The organism is Paenibacillus oryziterrae (assembly GCF_042610485.1).
GTDB lineage: Bacteria > Bacillota > Bacilli > Paenibacillales > Paenibacillaceae > Paenibacillus_AQ.
Map to the genome: position 1 here is coordinate 185751 of NZ_JBGJZO010000002.1, position 20629 is coordinate 206379.

The 20629-nt window shown below is 51.9% G+C and carries 22 protein-coding genes; 4 read left to right on the plus strand and 18 right to left on the minus strand.

What is annotated here, in order from left to right; translation table 11 throughout:
* Positions 1 to 42: 42 nt before the first annotated feature.
* The 6 genes from ACAN55_RS03245 to ACAN55_RS03270 form a co-directional block, all read right to left on the minus strand.
* Positions 43 to 933, minus strand: coding sequence for a carbohydrate ABC transporter permease (locus ACAN55_RS03245; protein WP_379128019.1), 891 nt, complete (start codon positions 931 to 933; stop codon positions 43 to 45).
* Positions 934 to 951: 18 nt separating this feature from the next.
* Positions 952 to 1905, minus strand: a complete 954-nt coding sequence (locus ACAN55_RS03250) for an ABC transporter permease (RefSeq protein ID WP_379128699.1) — start codon at positions 1903 to 1905, stop codon at positions 952 to 954.
* Positions 1906 to 2115: 210 nt separating this feature from the next.
* A complete protein-coding gene (locus tag ACAN55_RS03255; protein ID WP_379128022.1) occupies positions 2116 to 5346 on the minus strand; it encodes a cellobiose phosphorylase in 3231 nt (1076 codons plus the stop codon).
* Between the two features lie 187 nt (positions 5347 to 5533).
* Complete coding sequence (locus tag ACAN55_RS03260) at positions 5534 to 6874, minus strand: glycoside hydrolase family 30 protein (RefSeq protein ID WP_379128025.1); 1341 nt, start codon at positions 6872 to 6874, stop codon at positions 5534 to 5536.
* A 112-nt stretch (positions 6875 to 6986) separates the two neighbouring features.
* Positions 6987 to 8003 carry a LacI family DNA-binding transcriptional regulator gene (locus tag ACAN55_RS03265; RefSeq protein WP_379128028.1) on the minus strand — a complete coding sequence of 339 codons (1017 nt, stop codon included), beginning with the start codon at positions 8001 to 8003 and terminating at the stop codon, positions 6987 to 6989.
* Positions 8004 to 8056: 53 nt separating this feature from the next.
* Complete coding sequence (locus ACAN55_RS03270) at positions 8057 to 8572, minus strand: hypothetical protein (protein WP_379128031.1); 516 nt, start codon at positions 8570 to 8572, stop codon at positions 8057 to 8059.
* 230 nt (positions 8573 to 8802) lie between these two features.
* On the opposite strand from ACAN55_RS03270, the gene ACAN55_RS03275 reads away from it, so the two are divergent.
* On the plus strand, positions 8803 to 9513 hold the full coding sequence (locus ACAN55_RS03275) for an HNH endonuclease (protein WP_379128034.1): 711 nt from the start codon (positions 8803 to 8805) through the stop codon (positions 9511 to 9513).
* Between the two features lie 5 nt (positions 9514 to 9518).
* Here the strand turns inward: ACAN55_RS03275 and ACAN55_RS03280 are convergent, their stop codons facing one another.
* Entirely contained in the window at positions 9519 to 10040 is a 522-nt protein-coding gene (locus tag ACAN55_RS03280) for a YfiT family bacillithiol transferase (RefSeq protein WP_379128037.1), read from the minus strand.
* A gap of 53 nt (positions 10041 to 10093) precedes the next feature.
* Positions 10094 to 10294 carry a YwbE family protein gene (locus ACAN55_RS03285; protein WP_379128039.1) on the minus strand — a complete coding sequence of 67 codons (201 nt, stop codon included), beginning with the start codon at positions 10292 to 10294 and terminating at the stop codon, positions 10094 to 10096.
* 169 nt (positions 10295 to 10463) lie between these two features.
* Between ACAN55_RS03285 and ACAN55_RS03290 the strand changes: the two genes are divergently transcribed.
* On the plus strand, positions 10464 to 10796 hold the full coding sequence (locus ACAN55_RS03290; protein WP_379128041.1) for a hypothetical protein: 333 nt from the start codon (positions 10464 to 10466) through the stop codon (positions 10794 to 10796).
* Here ACAN55_RS03290 and sdaAA read toward each other — a convergent pair.
* The 4 genes from sdaAA to ACAN55_RS03310 form a co-directional block, all read right to left on the minus strand.
* Positions 10793 to 11668: an L-serine ammonia-lyase, iron-sulfur-dependent, subunit alpha gene (gene sdaAA, locus ACAN55_RS03295; RefSeq protein WP_379128044.1), complete on the minus strand. Its 876-nt coding sequence runs from the start codon at positions 11666 to 11668 to the stop codon at positions 10793 to 10795. The two genes, ACAN55_RS03290 and sdaAA, sit on opposite strands and share 4 nt — an antisense overlap.
* Complete coding sequence (sdaAB, locus tag ACAN55_RS03300; RefSeq protein WP_379128046.1) at positions 11665 to 12399, minus strand: L-serine ammonia-lyase, iron-sulfur-dependent subunit beta; 735 nt, start codon at positions 12397 to 12399, stop codon at positions 11665 to 11667. The genes sdaAA and sdaAB overlap by 4 nt, the downstream gene beginning before the upstream one ends.
* A gap of 132 nt (positions 12400 to 12531) precedes the next feature.
* Positions 12532 to 12948 carry a GNAT family N-acetyltransferase gene (locus tag ACAN55_RS03305; protein WP_379128048.1) on the minus strand — a complete coding sequence of 139 codons (417 nt, stop codon included), beginning with the start codon at positions 12946 to 12948 and terminating at the stop codon, positions 12532 to 12534.
* 13 nt (positions 12949 to 12961) lie between these two features.
* Positions 12962 to 13411, minus strand: a complete 450-nt coding sequence (locus ACAN55_RS03310) for a GNAT family N-acetyltransferase (protein WP_379128050.1) — start codon at positions 13409 to 13411, stop codon at positions 12962 to 12964.
* A gap of 243 nt (positions 13412 to 13654) precedes the next feature.
* On the opposite strand from ACAN55_RS03310, the gene ACAN55_RS03315 reads away from it, so the two are divergent.
* On the plus strand, positions 13655 to 14110 hold the full coding sequence (locus tag ACAN55_RS03315) for a hypothetical protein (protein WP_379128052.1): 456 nt from the start codon (positions 13655 to 13657) through the stop codon (positions 14108 to 14110).
* A 25-nt stretch (positions 14111 to 14135) separates the two neighbouring features.
* Here ACAN55_RS03315 and ACAN55_RS03320 read toward each other — a convergent pair whose 3' ends face one another.
* Positions 14136 to 15920: an NAD(P)H-hydrate dehydratase gene (locus ACAN55_RS03320; protein ID WP_379128054.1), complete on the minus strand. Its 1785-nt coding sequence runs from the start codon at positions 15918 to 15920 to the stop codon at positions 14136 to 14138.
* Between the two features lie 33 nt (positions 15921 to 15953).
* A complete protein-coding gene (locus ACAN55_RS03325) occupies positions 15954 to 16586 on the minus strand; it encodes an NAD(P)-dependent oxidoreductase (RefSeq protein WP_379128056.1) in 633 nt (210 codons plus the stop codon).
* Positions 16587 to 16801: 215 nt separating this feature from the next.
* Here ACAN55_RS03325 and ACAN55_RS03330 point away from each other — a divergent pair, with 215 nt between their 5' ends.
* Positions 16802 to 17176, plus strand: a complete 375-nt coding sequence (locus tag ACAN55_RS03330; RefSeq protein ID WP_379128059.1) for a hypothetical protein — start codon at positions 16802 to 16804, stop codon at positions 17174 to 17176.
* A 71-nt stretch (positions 17177 to 17247) separates the two neighbouring features.
* Here the strand turns inward: ACAN55_RS03330 and ACAN55_RS03335 are convergent, their stop codons facing one another.
* From ACAN55_RS03335 to ACAN55_RS03350, 4 genes are all read right to left on the minus strand, one after another.
* Positions 17248 to 17463, minus strand: coding sequence for a YezD family protein (locus ACAN55_RS03335; protein ID WP_379128062.1), 216 nt, complete (start codon positions 17461 to 17463; stop codon positions 17248 to 17250).
* 103 nt (positions 17464 to 17566) lie between these two features.
* Positions 17567 to 18430 carry a sulfate ABC transporter permease subunit CysW gene (gene cysW, locus ACAN55_RS03340; RefSeq protein ID WP_379128065.1) on the minus strand — a complete coding sequence of 288 codons (864 nt, stop codon included), beginning with the start codon at positions 18428 to 18430 and terminating at the stop codon, positions 17567 to 17569.
* 13 nt (positions 18431 to 18443) lie between these two features.
* Complete coding sequence (gene cysT / locus ACAN55_RS03345; protein WP_379128068.1) at positions 18444 to 19289, minus strand: sulfate ABC transporter permease subunit CysT; 846 nt, start codon at positions 19287 to 19289, stop codon at positions 18444 to 18446.
* A gap of 93 nt (positions 19290 to 19382) precedes the next feature.
* Positions 19383 to 20492, minus strand: a complete 1110-nt coding sequence (locus ACAN55_RS03350; protein ID WP_379128071.1) for a sulfate ABC transporter substrate-binding protein — start codon at positions 20490 to 20492, stop codon at positions 19383 to 19385.
* Between the last annotated feature and the right edge of the window lie 137 nt (positions 20493 to 20629).

Here is a 20629-nt window from a genome sequence, read left to right on the forward strand (position 1 = left end):
CCGGAGGAGTTACCGCTAGTTCGGGTGAAGTGCGGTCAGCACTTAGCCCTTGATGGAACCAATCATCATCCCTTTGACGAAATAACGCTGCAGGAATGGGTAAGCAAAGACAATCGGAAGGGTTGTAACCACCATCGTAGCCAACTTAATGGACTGTGAGGTAACCGTCTTGGTCACGGCGCTTCCCTGTACAGCGGTAGTCATCAGATTGGAACTGGACTGGGCAACAACCCGGTACAGGAAGGTCTGAATCGGCTGCATACTTTCGTTGTTCATGTAGATCATCCCCGCGAAATAATCATTCCACTGGTATACACCATGGAACAGCGCGATGGTCGCCAGAACTGGCAGGGACACCGGAAGCACAACTCTTAGGAAGATAGACCAGTCATTCGCTCCGTCAATGCGTGCCGCTTCCTCCAGCCCGTCGGGAATATCCCGGAAGAACGTCATGAAGATGATGAGATCGAAGAAGCTGAACATAACCGGAATAATATAGACCAGGAAATTTTCGAGCAGATGAAGATTTTTGATCAGCAGATACGTCGGAATAAGTCCGCCAGCGAAGATCATAGTGACTGTCCCCATCAGGATGTAGAACTTGCCACCGATAAGCTCCCTCCGGGAGAATGCATAGGCAACCATCGCCGTAAAGAATACATGCAGACCCACACCGACGAGTGTTTTGGCAACTGTAAGCCACATTGCCCTCATAATACCCGGGCTATCAAATACTGCACTGAAGTTCTCCAGAGAGAACTTGCGGGGGATCCAGTAAATCCCACCGAGCATTGCATCTTTTCCGTCATTAAAAGCATTAATCAGCACATACCAGATCGGATACAAAGTAACGAAACATACACAAAGCATTACTAGATTATTGACTATATCAAAGACGAGTTCGCCCTTTGTTCTGCGGTTCAGCATAATCATGTACAGGTCCTCCTTGGCCTAAAACAACGAGGTGTCGTTGAGTTTTTTAGATACTTGGTTGGCAATTAGCAGCAGAATGAGAGAGATGACTGATTTGAACAGCCCGATAGCTGTTGAATAGGAGAAACGGGCCGAGAGCAATCCGGTATAGTACACATAGTAGTCGATAACATTGCTCGTACTGTCATTCAGTGAATTGCGCAGTACCAGGATCTGGTCAAAGTTGGAGTTCAGCACACCGCTGACTGCCAGAATAAACAGGATGCTGATCGTTGCTTTAATGGTCGGCACGGTAACATACCACATCTTTTGGAATCTTCCGGCACCGTCAATGGTGGCCGCTTCGTACATTTCAGGAGATATACTGGTAATTGCCGCCAGATAAATGATCGCTGACCAGCCCAGCTCCTTCCACAAGTCCGAGGTAATAATGATGGTCCAGAAATATTTCGGTTCAGCCAGATACGAAATCGGCTGGTCGATCACATTCAGCGCCATCAGAATATTGTTGATGATACCCACATCCGACAACCATGTGGCGAGAATCCCGCCGAGAACAACCCAGGAGAGGAAATGGGGCAGATAGGATATCGTTTGAATACTCTTCTTGAAGCGAACAGAGCGTACTTCGTTCAGAAAGAGGGCGAAAATAATCGGCAGCGGAAAGATCAGTAGCTTGATCAAGCTGATGCCTAGCGTATTTTTCATGACATACACAAAATTCTCATCTGCAAGAAACTCTTTAAAATTGGCGAGCCCTACCCATGGGGCTTCTGAGATTGGCTTGACGATGTTGTATTCCTTGAAGGCGATAATAATGCCATACATTGGGATGTAGTTGAATATAATCATCCACACCACACCCAGCAGTGCCATCGTCTGCAAATGCTTTTGGGTAAGGAATCTCTTCCACAGCTTGCGGCCGGGACTTACGGAATTACCCTGAACCGGTGGTAAACCGACAGGGGCCATTGATTCCAATGAAGCTGCTTCCTCAAACGTTTTGTTTTTCATCTTACGGTCCTCCAGGCTCCATCTAGTTCTCTTTTTTAAAACGCTTTCAAATGTATAACTTAATTTTATTTGTTTTCTACCTGGACCGTAAGGTTTCATATTTTGGGAAGAGGGGCCCATTTTTCGGTTCGAGTAATACATCCGAAAAAAGAGCCCCGGGTTCAATAGCTATTCCATCACTACAGTAATCTTCGCAATCTCACTACGGCGCAGAGCTTCGGCATGATTCCCGCGCAGCATTGCCCCGGAGACCTCGATGGTTGTACCTTCTCTGTACTCAAGCATCAAATGCTTAATAACCGCTGCCTGCTCACCGAAGGTATCCGCCCGACGCGGGTTATGATAAGTCACTGCTGTGCTGCCAAGGAAGGTAAATGACAACTTACCCTGCTCATCAAACAGCCAGCCTGGCAGCGCCGGAGCCAACGTCAATGCCAGCTCACCGTCCACAACAGAGAAGACCTTCTTGCCGGCCATCATAACTCTCCACATGCTGATGAACTCTGCGGTCGATCCGCTAAGACGTGCTACGAAGCCCCTGCCATGCACTCCGGGATCCGGATTTCCACCTGTGGCAATAAACGACGAGTTCTCCAGGGTACTGCGTCCGTATACTGCAGGATCCAGGAACGGAACAAGCGAGGTCTTCAGTTCTCCGTAGAACTCATCGTATAGGCCTGCTTTCAGCAGCTCCAGCAAATATTTGTAGGACATATGCAGGAAGTTGGACTCCCGCTCCAGCCATCCTGGAGTGAACGCGCGCATGCGTCCAATCTCATGAGATTCGCCTTCCAGACTGACCGAGGTCTGATACATCGATGTCTTGGTATCGTAGAGACCTGTATTTTTGATAAACTCATAGACCTCTTTCGCTTTGCTGCGATCTTTCAATGTTTTCAGCCAGCGTGTTGGTCCTTCCAAGAAATACGGAAGAGCGTGGACTTCAAATTCCTCCACAACTGCCTTAGGCAGTCCGTACGCACTGTTAACCGGTTTACCTGAAGCATCTGTTACCGGTTTGAACTTAACGGCCTCAAAACGGAAGTAGGTAGGAACAAGCCCGCTTCCCAGCTCTGCAGCACGGTTGATACCTTCATCAATTTTCACTGCAAATTTGGACAGCACTTCCTGCACATAGGATAGAGAGACCCCGGACTGATGACCGCTAATACCAAAACGGATAGACTCACGGTAAGATTCACGCGCAGAAGCGACCGTGTCCCAATAGTCGAACTGCGCAAGCTCTCCGGCCAGGAAAGCATCCAGGGCAAGGTTAACCCGGTCCAGCAGCTCCGAAATCTCCACAGGCAGCTCTATGGTGCTTGCGATATCACCAGCATCCTTCAGAACGTCCAGCAGGAAGACTACCTGACGCTTCAGCTCGAACGTTTCGCTCATACCAGAGCCGAATAAGCCCGGAAGCCCGTTCATGGCATCATTCCAGCCCGGCTTATTGCCTTCCATCTCCACACCTAGGCCGTAAGGGTCCAGGGTTGCAAATTTATTCAGTGCAAGGGAGACCATCTTCACGAACAACGTGGTGCGGTAGATGTCGCCTTCCCCGTTTTCGGTGCGCAGCCATTCGGTAGCCCCAGCCTTCCGGTGCAGTCTGTGCAGCTTCTCTTCATCTTCCTGCATCGCTCCATATTGACGTACTTTGCCTCCGCTAAGCACATATTTCTCGCTGCGGGGCACCACATATGCCGGACTGTCGTAGAAGGCATAGCTGTCGTCTCCGAAGAGCAGCTCTTCTCTTTTATCCGGGAAAATATCCAAATATCCCTCGACCAGATCGAGATTATACGTCCAGTGATCCGACCAGTACCCTTCACCGAAGGATGCTTCGATATTCTGCTGCGACAACGAAAGGATGAAGGCCAGGAATTCCTCTTCACTTACGGTCAAGGCAACATGATGATCGGAGATGTAATTGATCAGACGTCCCGGCGTGAACTTGCCACGGCATAATCTGCCAAGCTCTGCGTGATGTTCCGGGGCAGCCTTCACCAGCCACTCTTCCAGCTCACTTACCCGGTCACCCGCCACTTCAAAGCTTGTGCCCTGCACACTGAGCGGATTATAGCCATCAGCCTGAATCAGACTATAGAACATTTTAATATTGAAGCTGCCGACTTTCGGATTGAAGAATACATCATTGCGCCGGTTCTGGTTCATATCACGGAAATTCCCGTTGCCCTGCGAATAATATTCCGGAGCCAGCGAGAAGAAATTATAATCTCTCTCCATGTCACCATGCTTACGTGAGTACAGATGGACCACATAACCGTCATCTTTACCATTGTCAAAAATGAACGGGTACCCGCCACGCAGGAAATTGTCCATGTAGGACTGGCGGCAATACGCATCGAACAACGCCGATGAAGTATGTGTGGCGATATCTTCAGTCAGTTCTTCGGTAAGAGCGGCAGCTTCATGCGCTTTAGCGGTAATGTACGCTTCCGTACATAGCTGATCTGCCTTCTGATTAATCTTCTCGATATCATTGACGTGCCCGATCAACGTATTAATTCGCAGGCCGGCCTCTGGAGCAAGCTTACGCTGTACTCCGCTGAAGCCGCAGGGAACTTTATTCACCGGGTACTCCGGAAGTTCTTTAAGCTCTGCCAGCGGCATTCCGGCAAAGCGGTCCGGATAGGTCAGTGACGTATTCGCTCCAAACACAAGCTCAAAGTCAACAACCGGATCAATCCGTTCCCCTTCCCCGGTGAAAGACAGGTAGAAATGGCCGCTCGTAATTTCACTGACTTCGGCATCATCATTCGTACTGGAACGCAGCTTGTAGAACGGAATGCCGTTCTCCAGGTTATATACATCCATCCAGCTGCGAAGCAGATTGCCGATCTCTTTGTATCCGCCGTTCTCGACCCCGTAAGGCAGAATTTCAGGCAGACCATCCAGTACCTCTACTTCCAGGTCCTGCCCGCCGATATTGGTAACTTCAACACGCCGCACGAGCGCCGCGTAATCATCATTCGGCAGATTGAAATATTGAACAGATGTCTTCAATCCATGTCCGGTATGAATTTCCTCAATATTTAGACCGTTGGCCAAAATCGTCATAGTGCGTTTCGCCTTATGATCGGGGCGCGCAGACTGAAACGGCTCGTAAATTTCGTCCTGGCCTTTGATCTTGATAAAGGTACGGAAGCCTGTCGCCGCCACGTTCTTGTAAGTAATGTTCGCCGGTGAGAACTCCATGATCGGAGAATTCTTGTCGCGAATGCCGAAGCTCGATACTCCCTGGCCCCGGTTGACATAGAAGGTCCACATCGGAATTCCCTTAAGACCCGCCAGACCCGGCAGGAAGCTGGCGAACGGTTTGGCTTCATCAAAGCCCTCGATTACAAAGCTGCCATTATCAAAAAAATAATTGCTCACAGTTATGAACCTCCTGAAAGTTTTGTGGAGCATATACCCCCTGAATGAGCTTCACAACAAAACTCGCTTCGGAAGCATACGCCTAAAAGTTTTGTGGAGCATACACTCCCTGAATGAGCTTCACAGCAAAACTCGCTTCGGAAGCATACGCTTTAAAAGTTTTGTGGAGCATACGCTTTATTTGTAATTATTCCGTAATCACATGGGTAACGATGGAATGAGGTGGCAGATGGGATTCAGCAACCTGCCCATTCAGCCCAAATGATACCGTATGTGCTTCTTCTCCTTCATTCATCAAGACCAGCGCGATGCTGCCGTCCGGGTTGCGGAAAGCGGTGGATAGTACACCTTCTGCCGTTGAATCCATCCCGATACGGACGGCACCCGGTGCGATGTACTTGCTGAAATGGCCGATGTAATAATAAGAGCTGTTATAGTGAACTTCGTCTGTTGTCGTATCAGCGATAATCGGAGCATCACACAGATTGTTCACGTGATTAGGGCCTCCGGTCTCATCCAGCACCAGGTTCCAGTCCAGATATCCTTCTGTCCAGTTGTTTAAATCGCCGATCATATTCCGCCCGTAACGCTCACCGGTGAACCATTCGCCCAGTCGGACGCCGCCCTCCTGGCAGCCTTCTGTAAAGAGCAGGTGTTTATCCGGGAAGAGATCATGAACTTGACCAACCTTCTCGAATTCCTCGCCGCCATACCAGTGAATACCGGTTCCCCACACATAGCGGGCAGCTTCAGGATCAGATAAAACAACCGATGCGCGTTCGACCATGATGTCACGGTTATGGTCCCAGATCACAATATTTACATCACCATGGCCTGTTTCATGCATAACAGGACCCAGATGGTTCTTCACGAAGTCACGCTCATCTTCAGCTGTATAGATACAGGAATCCCATACTTGAACCGCAGCCGGTTCATTTTGTACTGAAACCGCCCAGATCGGAACCCCTTCCTTGCCGTAAGCTTCAATGAACTTCGTATAATAACGGGCCCAGGCATCCGCATACTCCGGAAGCAGTGTTCCGCCATTGTTCATCTCTCCATTGCTCTTCATCCATGCCGGAGGGCTCCACGGGGAGGCAAGCATCGTGAATTCTCCACCTTTAACCTTCATCGCGTCCTTGATCAGCGGGAGTACCCACTTGTGGTCATGGGATATATCGAAAGTTGCCAGTTCCTTGTCCCCATCCTCCACATACGTGTAATTGCCTAGAGCAAAGTCACAGCTATGGATATGCACCCGGCCCATGCTGTAGCTAAGGCCCTCAGTAGGATGAAAATAGCGATGGATAACTTCCGCCCGTTTCTCCGGGCTCAGACGTGATAGCGTGTAGGCGGCTGCCTCAGTGAACGCCCCCCCGAACCCGAGCATAGTCTGATAGTTCTGCTCTGGATGCAGGGTAATATCTGCTTGCTGTTCTCCGGATACTGCCGTGAAGCTTAAGCCTTCTTTCAGACTTAATCTTTCACCTGAATGTTTGGCGGTCACAATCGTTTGGATGGTTGGCATAATCGTCATCTCCTTTGATTTTTAAAGACTCGAAACCGGTTTCGATTTGTTTAAAAAAATTTTCATTTCAAAGAACAGAGCTTTCCGCCCAGAGGCACCCCTTATGTCGGGATTACCTCTGTGATGGGCGTCCGCAAGAATCTCTGACAATAACCTGTGTAGGCAATTTAAGGTCTTCAGTCACCTTTCGTTCCCCGTTAATGGTCGCGAACAGCAATTCGGCCGCCTCTTTGCCCATAAGCGAAGTATCCTGCCGGACAGTAGTCAGAGCCGGGGTGATATATTTCGCCAAATCCACATCATCATATCCCATAATGGAAATGTCGCCCGGGACGCTGAGTCCGCTTTCTTTCGCTGCCTGAATAGCGCCTAATGCCAGCAAGTCACCCGAAGCGAATACGGCCGTCGGCGGCTCCGGAAGCTGCAGAAGCTGCTTCATCGCATCATATCCGCCTTCCAGCGTATAGAACTCTCCCGTAACGATATAGTCCTCCCGGCGCTCAAGTCCCCACTGCTCCAGTGCTTGCTCATAGCCCTGCTGGCGCCGGCTTCCGGGAACAGTATTGAGTCCCCCTGAAATATGGGCTATTCTGCGGTGGCCGAGGGAAATAAGATATTCCATCGCCTGTAGCGCACCAGCGGTATTGTCCGAGCAGACCGTATGGGTCTGGACCGTCTCGAAATCCAGTACAACAGTCGGAATATCGCTGTCCAGCAGTTCCTGAAAGTAAGGATCACCATAGTCCGACAGGAACACGACTACACCGTCAACTCCACGAATCCGGCAGTTCTCCAAATATCCGCTTTTTCTGCCGCCTACATCCTTGGAGATAAAGATCAGATCATATCCTTTGGCTACTGCAACCTGTTTGAAACTCTCAATGACCGCGCTGAAGAAGGGGTGCTTGATCCCAACCCCCGTGCTCTCTACGAACAGAACCCCGATCGTCCAAGACTTTTTAGTAGTCAGCGTACGGGCATGAGCGTTGGGCACATACCCCATCTCCCGGGCCGCATTAAGAATTTCCTGGCGCGTTCTGTCCCTTACGTCGGAATAATTATTGAATGCCTTAGATACGGTGGTTGGCGAGTAGCCGGTTTTTTTAGCAATATCATATATCGTCGTCAATCCGGCACACTCCTGCCCATAAATAATGAAAGCCCTTTCTGTTCACTGACATTCTAACGTCTTTCTTTCACTCCGTCCAGCAGAAAATATCGTTGAACCGCCGGAAGAAGGGTGAATATCTGGATCAGAAGCCCAAGGCTCATATAGACTACCTGAATAATACCAACCCCATTCACCATATAGGTCTGAACCATAATCCAGATAATCTGGCCAAACCCGATGTATAGCGACAATGCCCAGCAACTATGCAGCTCCTTGAAGGGATTCACCCTATCAGCCAGCTTCCACTCCGGCCTTCTAATCATTCCGTACACTACGGTCAGGGGGAACAATCCAAACACAACCAGGAGTATAACACCGGGAAAAAGGAAGTCAGAGAATGGAGTTCTTTTCAATAAGGAAAACGGCATTCCCATCATTTCTCCGCTTGGATCAATAATCAGCGCCAGTCCTCCGCCAATCGCCCCGAGACCTAAAAAAAGCTGCAAAAAATAGAGCATCAGCACAGCCCGCGGTCTTCGCTGTCCAAGTGGTACCTTCGGATGTGCAGCGGTGGTTGTTCTCCCCATTTCTTATCCCCCGTTCCCCTCTAAATCTCATTTTAAGTTTACAGGATTTCCCTCAATTCTACCAAGACAGATATCACATTAGATGAAAATACTGCGCTTCTCCCGCTTGCGGTGTGAATGGTGAGACTTTGCGTTATACTTGAAGTACGGGTGTCCTAGTAACAAGGCAGTCCTATTCTTACGGAAAGATGAGGTGACAGGGCACGGGTCTTCAGCCCGCCTATTCACATATGCCGATGAATCATTCCGATCCGCTAGTATCCAAACAATGTGCCTATTGCCTGCAAAATAAGCCGCTTTCCGAGTTCCGGCGCCGGACAGGCAGACGCTCCAAGGGACAGTCCCGGCGCGGTGCCTGCCGGGACTGCCGTAAGAAGCGGGAGCTTGAGACTCTCAGGAGCCCCTTGCCAATTCCATCACCAATATCTGCCGCACCTCCGGTAGCAGCTGTTAAACCCCGTCCTGTTCAACAAGGCCGCTCCCGCAGCAGAGCGGAAGTCAAACCGGCAGCCGCACAAGCACAACGGCCGCTTCATCCGTCACCGTACCCTAGAGGGCCTAAACCGGATCCCCAGGACAGCTCAGCCCTCATTCCTTCTTCCAAGGGAATGATTCTGATGCGCGGCCATAGTGACAAAGGCCGCCGCTGGCATCAGGAGATCGACCTGGAGCTCGCGGTTACATTGGTTAAGGAGCATGCCGCAGTTGTGGTCAACCGCCGCACCATCCGCCGGCTGTTTAGCAATAAAGACTTCCGCAGCTATATATTGACGAGGGACAGCTATACCTGCCATTTCTGCGGTTTGTACGGCGATACGATAGATCATCTTCTCCCTCGTGCCAAAGGAGGGCACACCACGCCGGACAACTGTGTCTGTGCCTGTAATCTGTGCAATCAGACGAAAGCCGATCAATATGTCGAGGAATTTCTGGGACGGTAAACTGTTTAGATCCCCAGCTTTTTTCGGAGACTTGTAATGTGGGCGGTATGGTGTCTGCCATGCCAGGAATAGACACCCAGGTGGTATTCCAAAGGCAGGGTCTGGCCGGATTCCGGGTGATGGAAGGTTCTTTTATATTCCTCGTCGCTCAGCGATCTGAGCAGAATCGCCCACCGGGTGTGAAGCGCTGCAAGCAAAGCCAGCGATACAGAAACATCCGCCGTATAATCGTTCAGCTCGGCCCAGCGGTCTTCATAGTAAGGACGAATCGTAGGAACATCTTCAGTCAGCGCCAGCTTAAAGCGGATATAGCTGTTCATATGGCTGTCTGCCATATGGTGCACAACCTGCCGGCTGCTCCAACCGCCATCGCGGTACGGGATATCAAGCTGCTCAGCGCTCAGTCCCTGCACAGCTTCCTGTGCCCGTACCGGTAGTTCTTCAATATCGCGAATCCAAGCCTCGCGCTGCTCCGCCGAAATGACGCCTTCAACCTTAAAGTGACCGATTGGAAATCTCTCATCCATCCTATATTCTCCTTTATATTAGATTCACTTGCCGTAAGTATCCTTACTTCAGCTTATGCCGGTCCGATAATAATCTTGACCCTGCCCACCTGGCCGCTCGTCAAGCGCACTTTAATGCCATGCGGATGGCGGGGCGAGTTGGTCAGAATATCCTTAACTGTGCCGCGGGTCAGCTTGCCGGTAGCCTGATCCTGTTTCAGCACAATATCGACCGTAAGCCCGGCGCGTATATCGGTTCTAACTTGTCCATTCATCTAAGGTAGTCTCCTTTCGTGTTGGTATTAGTATAGCAAAAGAATGTATAATGGCCCTAGAAGAAACGGATGCGCCGTCCTTAAAGGGAGGGCATCATTTTCTCGTAGAAATATAAAAGGCTAATCTATAGGGTGAAACATAGCCAGGAAAGAAAGGAACGAGGAATCCATGGCCTTTGGAGTCAAAAGAGAAGAGCTGAATGCATGGAAAAAAGCGGTCTCCGCAGGCGAGATCGCTTTTTTAACCCACTATTGGCTGGACCCGCGTTTTCCCGGCATTACTACCGTTACCAAGGTCGGCTGTGCCGATCTGTCCAGGCTGTCATCCTGGTGTGTAAATCACGGATTGCCGCCGCAGTATATTCATAACCGTTCGCCGTTCCCCCATTTCGATCTTATCGGTCCTAAGCAACCGGAGATACTCCGGCAGGAAGGGCTGTGGGAACAAATCAGAAGGTTCAAGTTGCTCCCGGCTGACGGCTCCGGGGAACACGAGGATTAATTATTTCGCAAATCCTCCATGATCTTGCGGCCCGTTGGCGTCTGGGCTAATCCTCCGCCGGCAGTTTCCCGGTGTTTCTCCGGCATAGCCGATCCTACCTCCAGCATGACTTTGATCACTTCGTCAGAAGGAATCACGCTGCGCACGCCGGCTAAAGCCATATCCGCCGCAGCCAGTGCCGTTACCGCACCGAATCCGTTCCGGACGATGCACGGGATCTCTACCAGACCGCCGACAGGATCGCAGATCAGACCAAGTGTATTCTTCAGTGCAAGGCCGACAGCATGTACAGCCTGAGCAGGAGTGCCCCCGCGAAGCTCTACAAGCGCGCCCGCCGCCATCCCGATGGCAGAACCGACCTCTGCCTGACAGCCGCCCTCAGCTCCTGATACGAAGGAATTGTTCGCAATGACATAACCGATCGCACCGGCAGCAAACAATCCTTTTACCATATAGTCGTCATCCCAGCCAAAGCGTTCCTGACAGCTCAGAAACACACCGGGAATAATTCCGCACGACCCTGCTGTAGGGGTAGCGATAATCCGCCCCATGGAGGCATTCACCTCAGATACGGCAAGCGCATAAGCCATAGCTTCACCGGCAGGGCCGCCAAGACAAGGTTCAGTTGATGCATTATATGCTCCCACCCGCTGGGCATCCAGACCGGTCAAGCCGCTGGGCGAGGTTGTATTCTCATTCATACCTCGGTGTACCGCTTCTTTCATTACTCCATAATACTGGCTCATCTTGGCGAATTCCTGTTCAGGAGTCCGCCCTGATTCCGCGCTCTGTTCCTCCAGCATCAAAGCTCCGATGCCAAGGCCCCGTTCTTCGCATAATACAGCCAACTGGCTGAGTGTTTGAAAATTCATGTTGTACTTTCCTTCCCTTTATCAGCTTGCTTATTATTATCCTGTATTTCTTCCAGGGTTTCATTCAAATCAACCAGTTTAACGGACTTCACTGCAGGCAAATCCTCAAGCTCCCGCAAAAGCTCCGGTGTAGCGCACTCATCCAGCTCTAGCACGGTAAGTGCCGCACCGCTACGATTTTTGCGGTCCAGCGACATATGTCCAATATTGAACTGCCCCTTACGCATCACATCGGTTACACTGGCCAGAACACCCAGATAATCCATATGCTGAATAAGAACCGTAGGGTACATTCCGCTTAACTTCACGGCAAATCCGTCGATATCCACAATTTCGATATTGCCTCCGCCAATGGAAATTCCCGTAAGCGAGAGCTTGCTGCCACTATCCTTCCCGGTAAGCACGAGCTGTACGGTATTGGGATGGGGGAACAGTCCTGCCCCCTGGCGGAACGATATCTCCATGCCTGCCTCTTCGGCAAGCTTAATGGAATCCGGAAGCCGGTGATCATCCGTTGCGAAATCAAGCAACCCGCCGGCAATCGCCCGGTCTGTCCCGTGCCCCTGGTACGTCGCTGCGAACGAACCAAAGAAGATGACTTCCGCCTGACCGGGCATTTCCCCCAGCACCTGCCGGGCTGCCCTGCCAATCCGCGCTGCTCCTGCCGTATGCGAACTCGAAGGTCCTACCATCGCCGGACCGATAATTGAAAATACATCCTTAAACCTCATGCTAAAGCCTCCACTTTCCTAACGCGGTACATCGTATTTTATCAGACACGCCCTTATTATAAACCTTATATTACCTGCTGCACAGGGAGTAGAATGACTTCAAACTATATTTAAACAAGCGTTACCCTGCTTCTAGGCATCCTGCGAGTAAAGGGCAATTCCATCCCTGAACTGCCAGCCCAATCCGCTCCAAAAGCTTCTTCCCAGATCATTGTCTCCAATGACCATAAGGTGGCACTTGGCAATTCCGTCCTGGCGCAGTTCTTGCAGGCATCGCCTAACTAGCTGTCGGCCAATTCCATTTCCGCGGTAATCTTCAGAAACGGCAACATGATACATGTATCCCCGCCGCCCGTCATGTCCACACATCGCGGTACCCGCTATCTTGCCGTGCTCATCTTCGCAAATTTGGCTGAATCCCGCATTGCGCTGCAAATACCGTTCAATCTCCGTTTTTGAATCTGCCGTGCTAAGCCCCATTCCTTTGGTATTCTCCCACAACCTGTAGGCTGACTCATAATCCTCTATTCTCATTGCTCTATATCTCATGGATTGCCTCCATTTAGCGCGTTTTCACGAACCGGTAACCTGTAATCTCATATCCGAGTGATTTATAAAACACATGGGCATCATGAACCCTTCCCATGCCGCTGGCCAGCCATGTACCCATGCAGTCCCGGTCTGCTGCGAGCTGCTCCGCAAAGCCGATTAGCTTCCGGCCAATTCCTCGTCTCCGCACCCTGCGGTCTGTAACGAGCAGCGAAACCTCACCGTAACGGGTCATATTCTCCATGTTCTCACGGAGCCTGAAGCCCAGAGCACCTAGTAATACAGACTCCTCCCCACCGTTAGCCTCCGTGCACACATACAGTTCCTCAACCGGACTATTCTCGACAAATTCAAGGCGGCGTTTCATCTCTTCTGGCAAAAGAGCCTTGCCATTCAACTGTTCCATCAGGCGGCATAATCCTGCTATGTCATCTTTCTTAGCCGGGCGGATCTGCAACTCCATGCTGCATCAACTCCTTTGCGTCCCTTAATGGTTCACTGCACTTCCTTAATGTAGCATGGGCAAACGTGATCGACTACAAGTCATGAAGACAAAGTTGATTAGAAAAAATCACAAGAAGCCCTATTTTTCAGCAAGGCTCACCTGGGGCAGCGCACGCTTTTCTAGGCGGATGAATAGAAATATACGGACACTGCGGGTAGTTTATCCTTAGACGCACCCGCTCCAAATGAGAGGAAGATCAATATGAACAACTCCCATTTCAGCGACATCCCTTCCGTACGTCTGTCTGCAGGAATGTATGCACTCAGCAAATTGGCCTGCGCCGGACTCACCTTTCTTCTGTTGACCTTGTTTCTGCTGTGGCAGCCGGAGAACGGCGGCAAACCGGAGGGTTGGCCTATCTCCCTATCCCACGCCATCTATGGCTTCGGCTTGACGGCATCCCTCGTGGCAGATGCTCTTCTGCGGCTCTTGCGGGGAACAACCTTAGTTCGCAGCTTCATCCTGTATGGAATCATCGGTCTTGCAGCCGGACTCTGGCTGGCTGCCGATCAAGGCGGAATAGGGTGGCAGTGTGCCATTGGGGGAGTTGTTGTCCTGCTGATATTTCGCGCAGCGGAGTTCGCTGCGGAAAAGGCCCCCCTGCTGCTTCCGGTATTCGCCCTCATGGCGCCGCTTCTAGCCCTTCTGCTCAGATGATGATTCCGTAACCGTCCTGCGCGGCTTATAAAGCGTCTATGATATCCCCCGCGATTAAAGCCGTCGGGTGATGCTGCTGCCGTGCAGCTCTTTCTCCAGCAAGCCCATGTAGATATACACCAAAAGCAGCTGCTTGAGTGTCATTCAGCCCTTGGGCCAGAAGACCGGCGATCACCCCGGTCAGCACGTCGCCAGAACCCCCTGTTCCCATGGCGGGAGTACCCGTCGTATTGATATAGGCACGCCCATCCGGTGAGGCAATTACCGTATGGGCTCCTTTTAAGACAAGCGTAACGCCGTGTGTCTTCGCATAATGCAGTGCACAGCCGATGCGGTCCTGTTGAACCTCGGCTGTGGATATTCCCGCAAGCCGGGCCATTTCCCCCGGGTGCGGAGTTAATATGACCGGCTGACTGCGGTTCGCCCAGGAGTGAAACTCACTATCTGCCAGAATATTCAGGGCATCCGCATCGATCACCAGCGGGACATCGGTTCCTTCCCAAATCTGGCGCAGCCACTCGCTGTCTCCATTGAACCTGCCGAGACCCGGACCAACCGCAAGGACATCACGGGACGCGCTAAGCTTCAGAAGCTCAGCTGCGCTGTCCGCCGTCCAGTTGCCTGTTTCATCTCCACCGGCGTCAGCCAGCATCACCTCCGGTACCGCTCCAATGATAAAGGGCAGCAGCTTCTGCGGCAGTGCCCAGGTGACCAGCCCACAGCCTGCACGAAGCGCGGCTCTGGCGGACAAGAGACCCGCACCGCTCATGCGCAGAGTACCTCCCGCAAGCAGCACATGCCCGTAGGTCCCTTTATGCCCTTCGGGGGAGCGGCGGCGCGAGACATCTACACCCAGGACGTTGCCTAGCACGTCCGGCGTCAGCCAGTAGAGCGGTACGCCGTGCTTCCGCGCCAGAGCGGAGGGAATCCCGATGGAGCGGACCACCACATACCCCGCCGCACCCGCGCCGGGGTATTGCAGCAGGCCTCGCTTGAGAAACGCGAGGCAGACCGTGACCGACGCATGAATGCACGGCTCATGCGTCATGCCCGTGTCCGCATCCATCCCGCTCGGGATGTCCGCGGACACGATGGGCTTGCCGCTGGCATTCGCCGCGGCAATCAGCTCCGCATAGGCGCCGCGCGGGGCACCCGCGGCGCCGGTGCCGAGCAGCGCATCGAGGATGCCGCTGCATGCGGCGAAGTCCGGCCGTTCCCTGCCGCAGACTACGGCAGGCAGGCCGATCGCTGCAGCGGCATCGCGCTGCAGGGCCGCCTCGCCGGTCAGCGATTCCGGCGGCACCGCATACACCAGCGTGACGGCGAAGCCTGCCTCGCTGAGATGCCGGGCGGCGACCAGGCCGTCGCCGCCGTTATTGCCTTTGCCGACGAGGACAATCCATCGTTCGGCGGCGGCCGTGCCCAGCGTCAGCGAAGCATCGCCGCTGATATACAGCTTCTCGGGGCTTCCTGCGGGTAGCCCCCGGTCGATTCGGCTCGAACGATTATCTGCTGCTTCAACGGTGTGCGCGTACTCCCCGTCGATTCCCTCGCGGCTGATTCCGTAAGCTCTATCAACCGTTATCTCACTATGGTTTGTACCATACGTCTTATATACCGTTAACTCTTGACCAGCGGCACCTTCGCTATAATACCCTGTACCACTCCGCTGTCTCCGCTTACACAAAGCGATAATTTCTTCTGCTATGGCCCGCCCAGCATTCTCCATCAGGGCTACAGCAGGTATGCCAAGGCCCTCTATCGTCTCTCGATCCAGTGCGCGCATCTGCTCCGCAGTTACAACATGCATGACACAGCCTCCTTGGTTCCGTTCCTTGTTCGATTAATAGGCTACTGTAAACCGCTCATGGCTGAAATTGCCTTCTTCTAGCTCATCAATGACGGCAACCGCATAATCTTCTACACTGATCATACTTTCCCCGTTCTCGTCTACAACCAGGCGGTCAAGGCCGATACGGAACTGACCTGTACGACGGCCAGGCTGGATGACCGCTGCGGGAGATATGTACGTATAGTCCAAAGCCGAAGCACTATAAATTTCATAGGCAGCTGCATGGGCGGCAGCCAGCGGCCGGATTGCCTCCGGAAAAGTCTCGGTATCCATCAGCTTCTCTCCCGAATCTGTAAGCAGAGTTCCTGCTCCGCCAACAATCAGCAGCCGTTCAAGTCCCGCAGCAGTCAGACCTTCAACTAAAGAAAAGGCTGCCTTAGTCAGCTCATCTTCCTGGCCGAAATCCGGTCCATAGGCGCTGATAGCGGCCTCATGCCCCTTCGCCGCTGCACTGACCGATGCCGGCTCCAGAATATTCACAGCCGTTTTTTGAAGCTGATCATGGGTAACTTCCAAGTTCTCCGGCACTCTTACAGCTGCTGTAACTTCATGCTTCCGCTTCAAAGCCTCCTGCATAATGGCACGTCCAATCACACCAGACGCACCGAATAGTACGATATTCACTCGATTCCCCTCGCTTTCCTTCTACTTGTAATCTATTTAGCTTGTGCCTCTATACTTCACTTGTCCCGTAAGAAGTATTCGAACCGCATTTCAGGAACAAAGTTTATCGTCACCAAACTAACAAATCGGCATTTCATATCTGGTTTCAATATATACGACTCTATTGCCAGGGGCAACAAGCCCAGCTTCAGGAGATGTTGAAACATTTCTAGCCGATGTTCGTAAAACAATTATTAAATCTGTTCATTACTTCCTATTATAAACAAAGGTTGGTGAAGTTGATGTCTCCTTTAGGCAAGCTGTTGAAGTGGGGTACATTTGCATATGAGGCTTTTCTGGCAATTCCGTTCATCGGAGGTTTGTTCGTTGTAGCCAATGCCTGGGTCCCGCTTGGTATTGCTTTCCTGTTGCACGTAATCGCCATCGTGGTACTGCTGAAAGAACGCGGGCCCGTCGTGGGCCATGGTATTGGTGTAGTTACTTCCATAGTAGCCGTCATCCCTTTTGTAGGCTGGTTTATGCACGCTATTACCGCTATTGTTCTGCTTGTTGAAGGTGTCATGTCATCGCGGAGAAGCCCGCGATATTAGTCCGTTCACCAAAAATAAGGCTCGCCTCCGTATCCCGGGGGCGGGCCTTATTTCTGTGCATTAAACAGATCTCATCCTCTTCCCACAGAGCGGGAATCCTGCCTCCGGCTTCCGGCTTCTCCGCTAAACCGTGCAGAGCCATTCTCAAAACGCTTGCGTTCCGTACGCTCCATCTGTACGATCTGTCCTTCATGCACAACGATATGCAGCGAGCCAAATTCCATGTCATCCAGCAGTCCTGCAATCCGTTCCAGCCATACTTCATCCACTTTTAGCGGTTTAGCCATTCTCCAGCCTCCCTTTCCCGTGTTGTTTCTCTTGCGCTCAATTAATCACCTAATTACCGACCCACATACTATGATTTAAACTATCATGGATTCAAATCCACTGTCAATGCGTATTTTTGCGGGACAACCAGCTTTTGAGGAGCATGGTTACAAGTGCAAGCAGCAGCAGGAGTGAGGCTACCGCGAATGATGCCGAGAATTGGTATTCGTTGTAGAGGATCTCCACATGCAGCGGCAGCGTATTAGTCTCTCCGCGAATATGCCCCGATACAACGGAGACGGCTCCGAACTCTCCCATCGCCCTCGCATTACATAGGATTATTCCGTATAATAGCCCCCACTTGATATTAGGCAGTGTCACACGGAAGAAAATCTGCCAGCCGCGTGCTCCGAGGGTAACCGCCGCTTCCTCTTCCTCCGTCCCCTGGTCTTCCATCAGTGGAATGAGCTCCCGTGCCACAAACGGGAAGGTCACAAATAGTGTAGCCAGCACGATCCCCGGCAGTGCAAACACAATCTTGATATCATGTGCACTCAGCCATGGGCCGAACCAGCCATGAGCGCCAAAGACCAGCACAAAAATCATTCCCCCAATGACAGGAGAAACTGCAAAGGGCAGATCAATCAATGTAATCAGCAGACCCTTGCCACGGAAGCGGAACTTCGTAACCGCCCAAGCTGCCGCAACCCCGAATATGGTATTCAGTGGAACGGTAATTCCCGCAATCAGCAGTGTCAATCGCAGCGCCGAACGGGCATCCGGATCGGATAAGGCCGCGAGGTATACATCCCACCCCTTTTTCAGCGATTCTGTTATAACTACCGTAAGCGGAAGGAGCACCAGCCACGCCAGCACGAGAATAGCCGCTCCAATCAGGATCCACTTCACAAGTGATGACTCTGTTGCCGCCGGAGAAGTTACACTCTTCCGGGACGGTGCCGCATGCAGGGGAACAGTTCCTGCCATTTCAGTTCCTCCTTTAATGTTGGCTTGAAGATTTCCGCGCCCAGCGCTGAAGTGTATTGATGACCAGCAGCATCAGGAATGAGATCAGCAGCAGAAGCAATGCTACAGCTGTCGCTCCGGCATAATCAAATTGCTCCAGCTTAGACATGATGAGCAGCGGAGCAATCTCTGTTCTCATCGGCATGTTGCCGGAGATAAATACGACGGAGCCGTATTCGCCAATGCCGCGGGCAAATGCGAGGGCAAACCCGGTAAGGAGGGGAGGAATCAGATCAGGCAGCACAACGGTGCGGAAAGTCCGCCACCTGCCTGCACCCAGGGTCGCAGCAGCCTCTTCCATATCCCGCTCCATATCTTCCAGCACCGGTTGAACGGTACGCACGACAAACGGGATGCCAATGAACATCAGTGCAAGTGTAATGCCAAGCGGTGTAAAGGCCACCTTGAGTCCCAGCGGTTCAAGCCAGGAACCAATCCAGCCATTTTGGGAATAAAGTGCGGTCAAGGATACGCCCGCTACCGCCGTAGGCAGTGCGAAGGGCAAATCGATTAAGGCGTCGAACACTCTTTTGCCCGGAAATTCATACCGTACCAGCACCCAGGCCAGCAGCAGCCCCAGCACTGCATCTGTCAAAGCCGCAGCAGCAGCAGTCCCCAGGCTAACCCGGTACGAAGCCAGAACCCGTGCATCCGTCGCCACGTCCCAGAATTTGGCCCAGCTAAGTCCCGTTGAATTGAATAGCAGCGCGGACAGCGGCAGCAGGACCACCAGACTAAGGTATAATACGCTGTAACCCATCGTAATCCCGAACCCAGGCAGCACCTTGCGCTTGGCCGCAGCCGTACCTATGACACTCATCCCGCAATCATCCCTTCCCACCTTCGGCTCTTTGGCCGATCGGTTCTTTCCCGGAGGATGCCCCCGGGAACCACACTACCTATATCTCCAGACTTAGCTGCCTGGTACGTAAATCTTGTCGAAGATGCCTCCGTCATTAAAATGCTTCTCCTGGGTCTCTTTCCAGGTTCCGAACTTATCCGCCAGCGTGAACAGTTTAATCTCAGGGAACTTATCTTTGTATTTCTCTTTTACACTGTCCAGGGTTGGACGGTAAAAGTTCTCAGCGGCGATGGTCTGCCCTTCTTCACTGTAGAGATACTTCAGGTAAGCTTCGGAAACCTCGCGTGTTCCTCTTTTATCAACAACTTTATCCACCACAGCGACCGGAGGCTCAGCCAGAATACTTTCCGACGGATTTATGATTTCAAATTTATCCGGGCCCAGCTCTTCAACGGACAGATACGCTTCATTCTCCCATGCTATCAGTACATCGCCGATTCCGCGTTCCACGAAGGTCGTAGTCGATCCGCGCGCCCCGGTATCCAGCACCGGTACATGGGTGAACAGTTCCTTCACGAATTCCTCTGCTTTGGCTTCATCATAGTTGTTGTGGTCCAGCGCATATCCCCAAGCCGCCAGATAGTTCCAGCGCGCTCCGCCGGATGTTTTTGGATTCGGGGTTATAACTTCTACACCTTCCTTCAGCAGATCCGGCCAATCTTTGATTCCTTTCGGATTCCCCTTGCGTACCAGAAATACAATGGTCGATGTATACGGCGAGCTGTTAAGCTCAAATTTATTCTGCCATCCTTCATTAATCAAACCCGTCTCCTGCAAGGCATCAATATCATAACCAAGCGCCAAAGTTACTACATCTGCCTCCAGACCGTCAATAACCGCACGGCTTTGCTTGCCGGAACCGCCATGAGACTGTTTAATGGTCACCTTCTGGCCGGTTTCTTTCTCCCAATAAGCAGCAAAAGCCTTGTTATAGTTCTCATATAATTCGCGTGTAGGATCATAAGATACATTTAGCAGTTCAACAGGATCTTTAGCGGGGGCCTTGGTTGCTTCTGCTGTCGCCGCGGTGTTGCCTGAATCGGTTGGAGCTGGAGCGGCAGCAGCATTTTCGTTATTGTTGCTATTTCCGCATCCGGCAAGCCCCGCTGTCAATAGTAGTGCCAACCCTGTGATGAGCCCCTTCTTCAGTCCTTTTTTCATCTGATACCACTCCCCAATTGTTTTTTCTAATAAAAATGAACGGAGGACGCCCTTGAGCGGCAGTCAAACCGGTTGCATAACCGTGCCTGCTGTCCTTGTAAGAGCGTTCCTCCGTTCGTACGGTGAGAACAATGATT

What these genes read in the sequence shown, in the direction of transcription:
- ACAN55_RS03275 (WP_379128034.1), top strand. Translation starts at nt 8,803, where the DNA reads ATGCCGATGAATCATTCCGATCCGCTAGTATCCAAACAATGTGCCTAT.
- ACAN55_RS03290 (WP_379128041.1), top strand. Translation starts at nt 10,464, where the DNA reads ATGGCCTTTGGAGTCAAAAGAGAAGAGCTGAATGCATGGAAAAAAGCG.
- sdaAA (WP_379128044.1), bottom strand. Translation starts at nt 11,668, where the DNA reads ATGAATTTTCAAACACTCAGCCAGTTGGCTGTATTATGCGAAGAACGG.
- ACAN55_RS03350 (WP_379128071.1), bottom strand. Translation starts at nt 20,492, where the DNA reads ATGAAAAAAGGACTGAAGAAGGGGCTCATCACAGGGTTGGCACTACTA.
- ACAN55_RS03270 (WP_379128031.1), bottom strand. Translation starts at nt 8,572, where the DNA reads ATGGGGAGAACAACCACCGCTGCACATCCGAAGGTACCACTTGGACAG.
- sdaAB (WP_379128046.1), bottom strand. Translation starts at nt 12,399, where the DNA reads ATGAGGTTTAAGGATGTATTTTCAATTATCGGTCCGGCGATGGTAGGA.
- cysT (WP_379128068.1), bottom strand. Translation starts at nt 19,289, where the DNA reads ATGAGTGTCATAGGTACGGCTGCGGCCAAGCGCAAGGTGCTGCCTGGG.
- ACAN55_RS03320 (WP_379128054.1), bottom strand. Translation starts at nt 15,920, where the DNA reads ATGCATGTTGTAACTGCGGAGCAGATGCGCGCACTGGATCGAGAGACG.
- cysW (WP_379128065.1), bottom strand. Translation starts at nt 18,430, where the DNA reads ATGGCAGGAACTGTTCCCCTGCATGCGGCACCGTCCCGGAAGAGTGTA.
- ACAN55_RS03305 (WP_379128048.1), bottom strand. Translation starts at nt 12,948, where the DNA reads ATGAGATATAGAGCAATGAGAATAGAGGATTATGAGTCAGCCTACAGG.
- ACAN55_RS03260 (WP_379128025.1), bottom strand. Translation starts at nt 6,874, where the DNA reads ATGCCAACCATCCAAACGATTGTGACCGCCAAACATTCAGGTGAAAGA.
- ACAN55_RS03245 (WP_379128019.1), bottom strand. Translation starts at nt 933, where the DNA reads ATGATTATGCTGAACCGCAGAACAAAGGGCGAACTCGTCTTTGATATA.
- ACAN55_RS03335 (WP_379128062.1), bottom strand. Translation starts at nt 17,463, where the DNA reads ATGGCTAAACCGCTAAAAGTGGATGAAGTATGGCTGGAACGGATTGCA.
- ACAN55_RS03250 (WP_379128699.1), bottom strand. Translation starts at nt 1,905, where the DNA reads ATGGCCCCTGTCGGTTTACCACCGGTTCAGGGTAATTCCGTAAGTCCC.
- ACAN55_RS03310 (WP_379128050.1), bottom strand. Translation starts at nt 13,411, where the DNA reads ATGGAGTTGCAGATCCGCCCGGCTAAGAAAGATGACATAGCAGGATTA.
- ACAN55_RS03330 (WP_379128059.1), top strand. Translation starts at nt 16,802, where the DNA reads ATGTTCGTAAAACAATTATTAAATCTGTTCATTACTTCCTATTATAAA.
- ACAN55_RS03280 (WP_379128037.1), bottom strand. Translation starts at nt 10,040, where the DNA reads ATGGATGAGAGATTTCCAATCGGTCACTTTAAGGTTGAAGGCGTCATT.
- ACAN55_RS03315 (WP_379128052.1), top strand. Translation starts at nt 13,655, where the DNA reads ATGAACAACTCCCATTTCAGCGACATCCCTTCCGTACGTCTGTCTGCA.
- ACAN55_RS03285 (WP_379128039.1), bottom strand. Translation starts at nt 10,294, where the DNA reads ATGAATGGACAAGTTAGAACCGATATACGCGCCGGGCTTACGGTCGAT.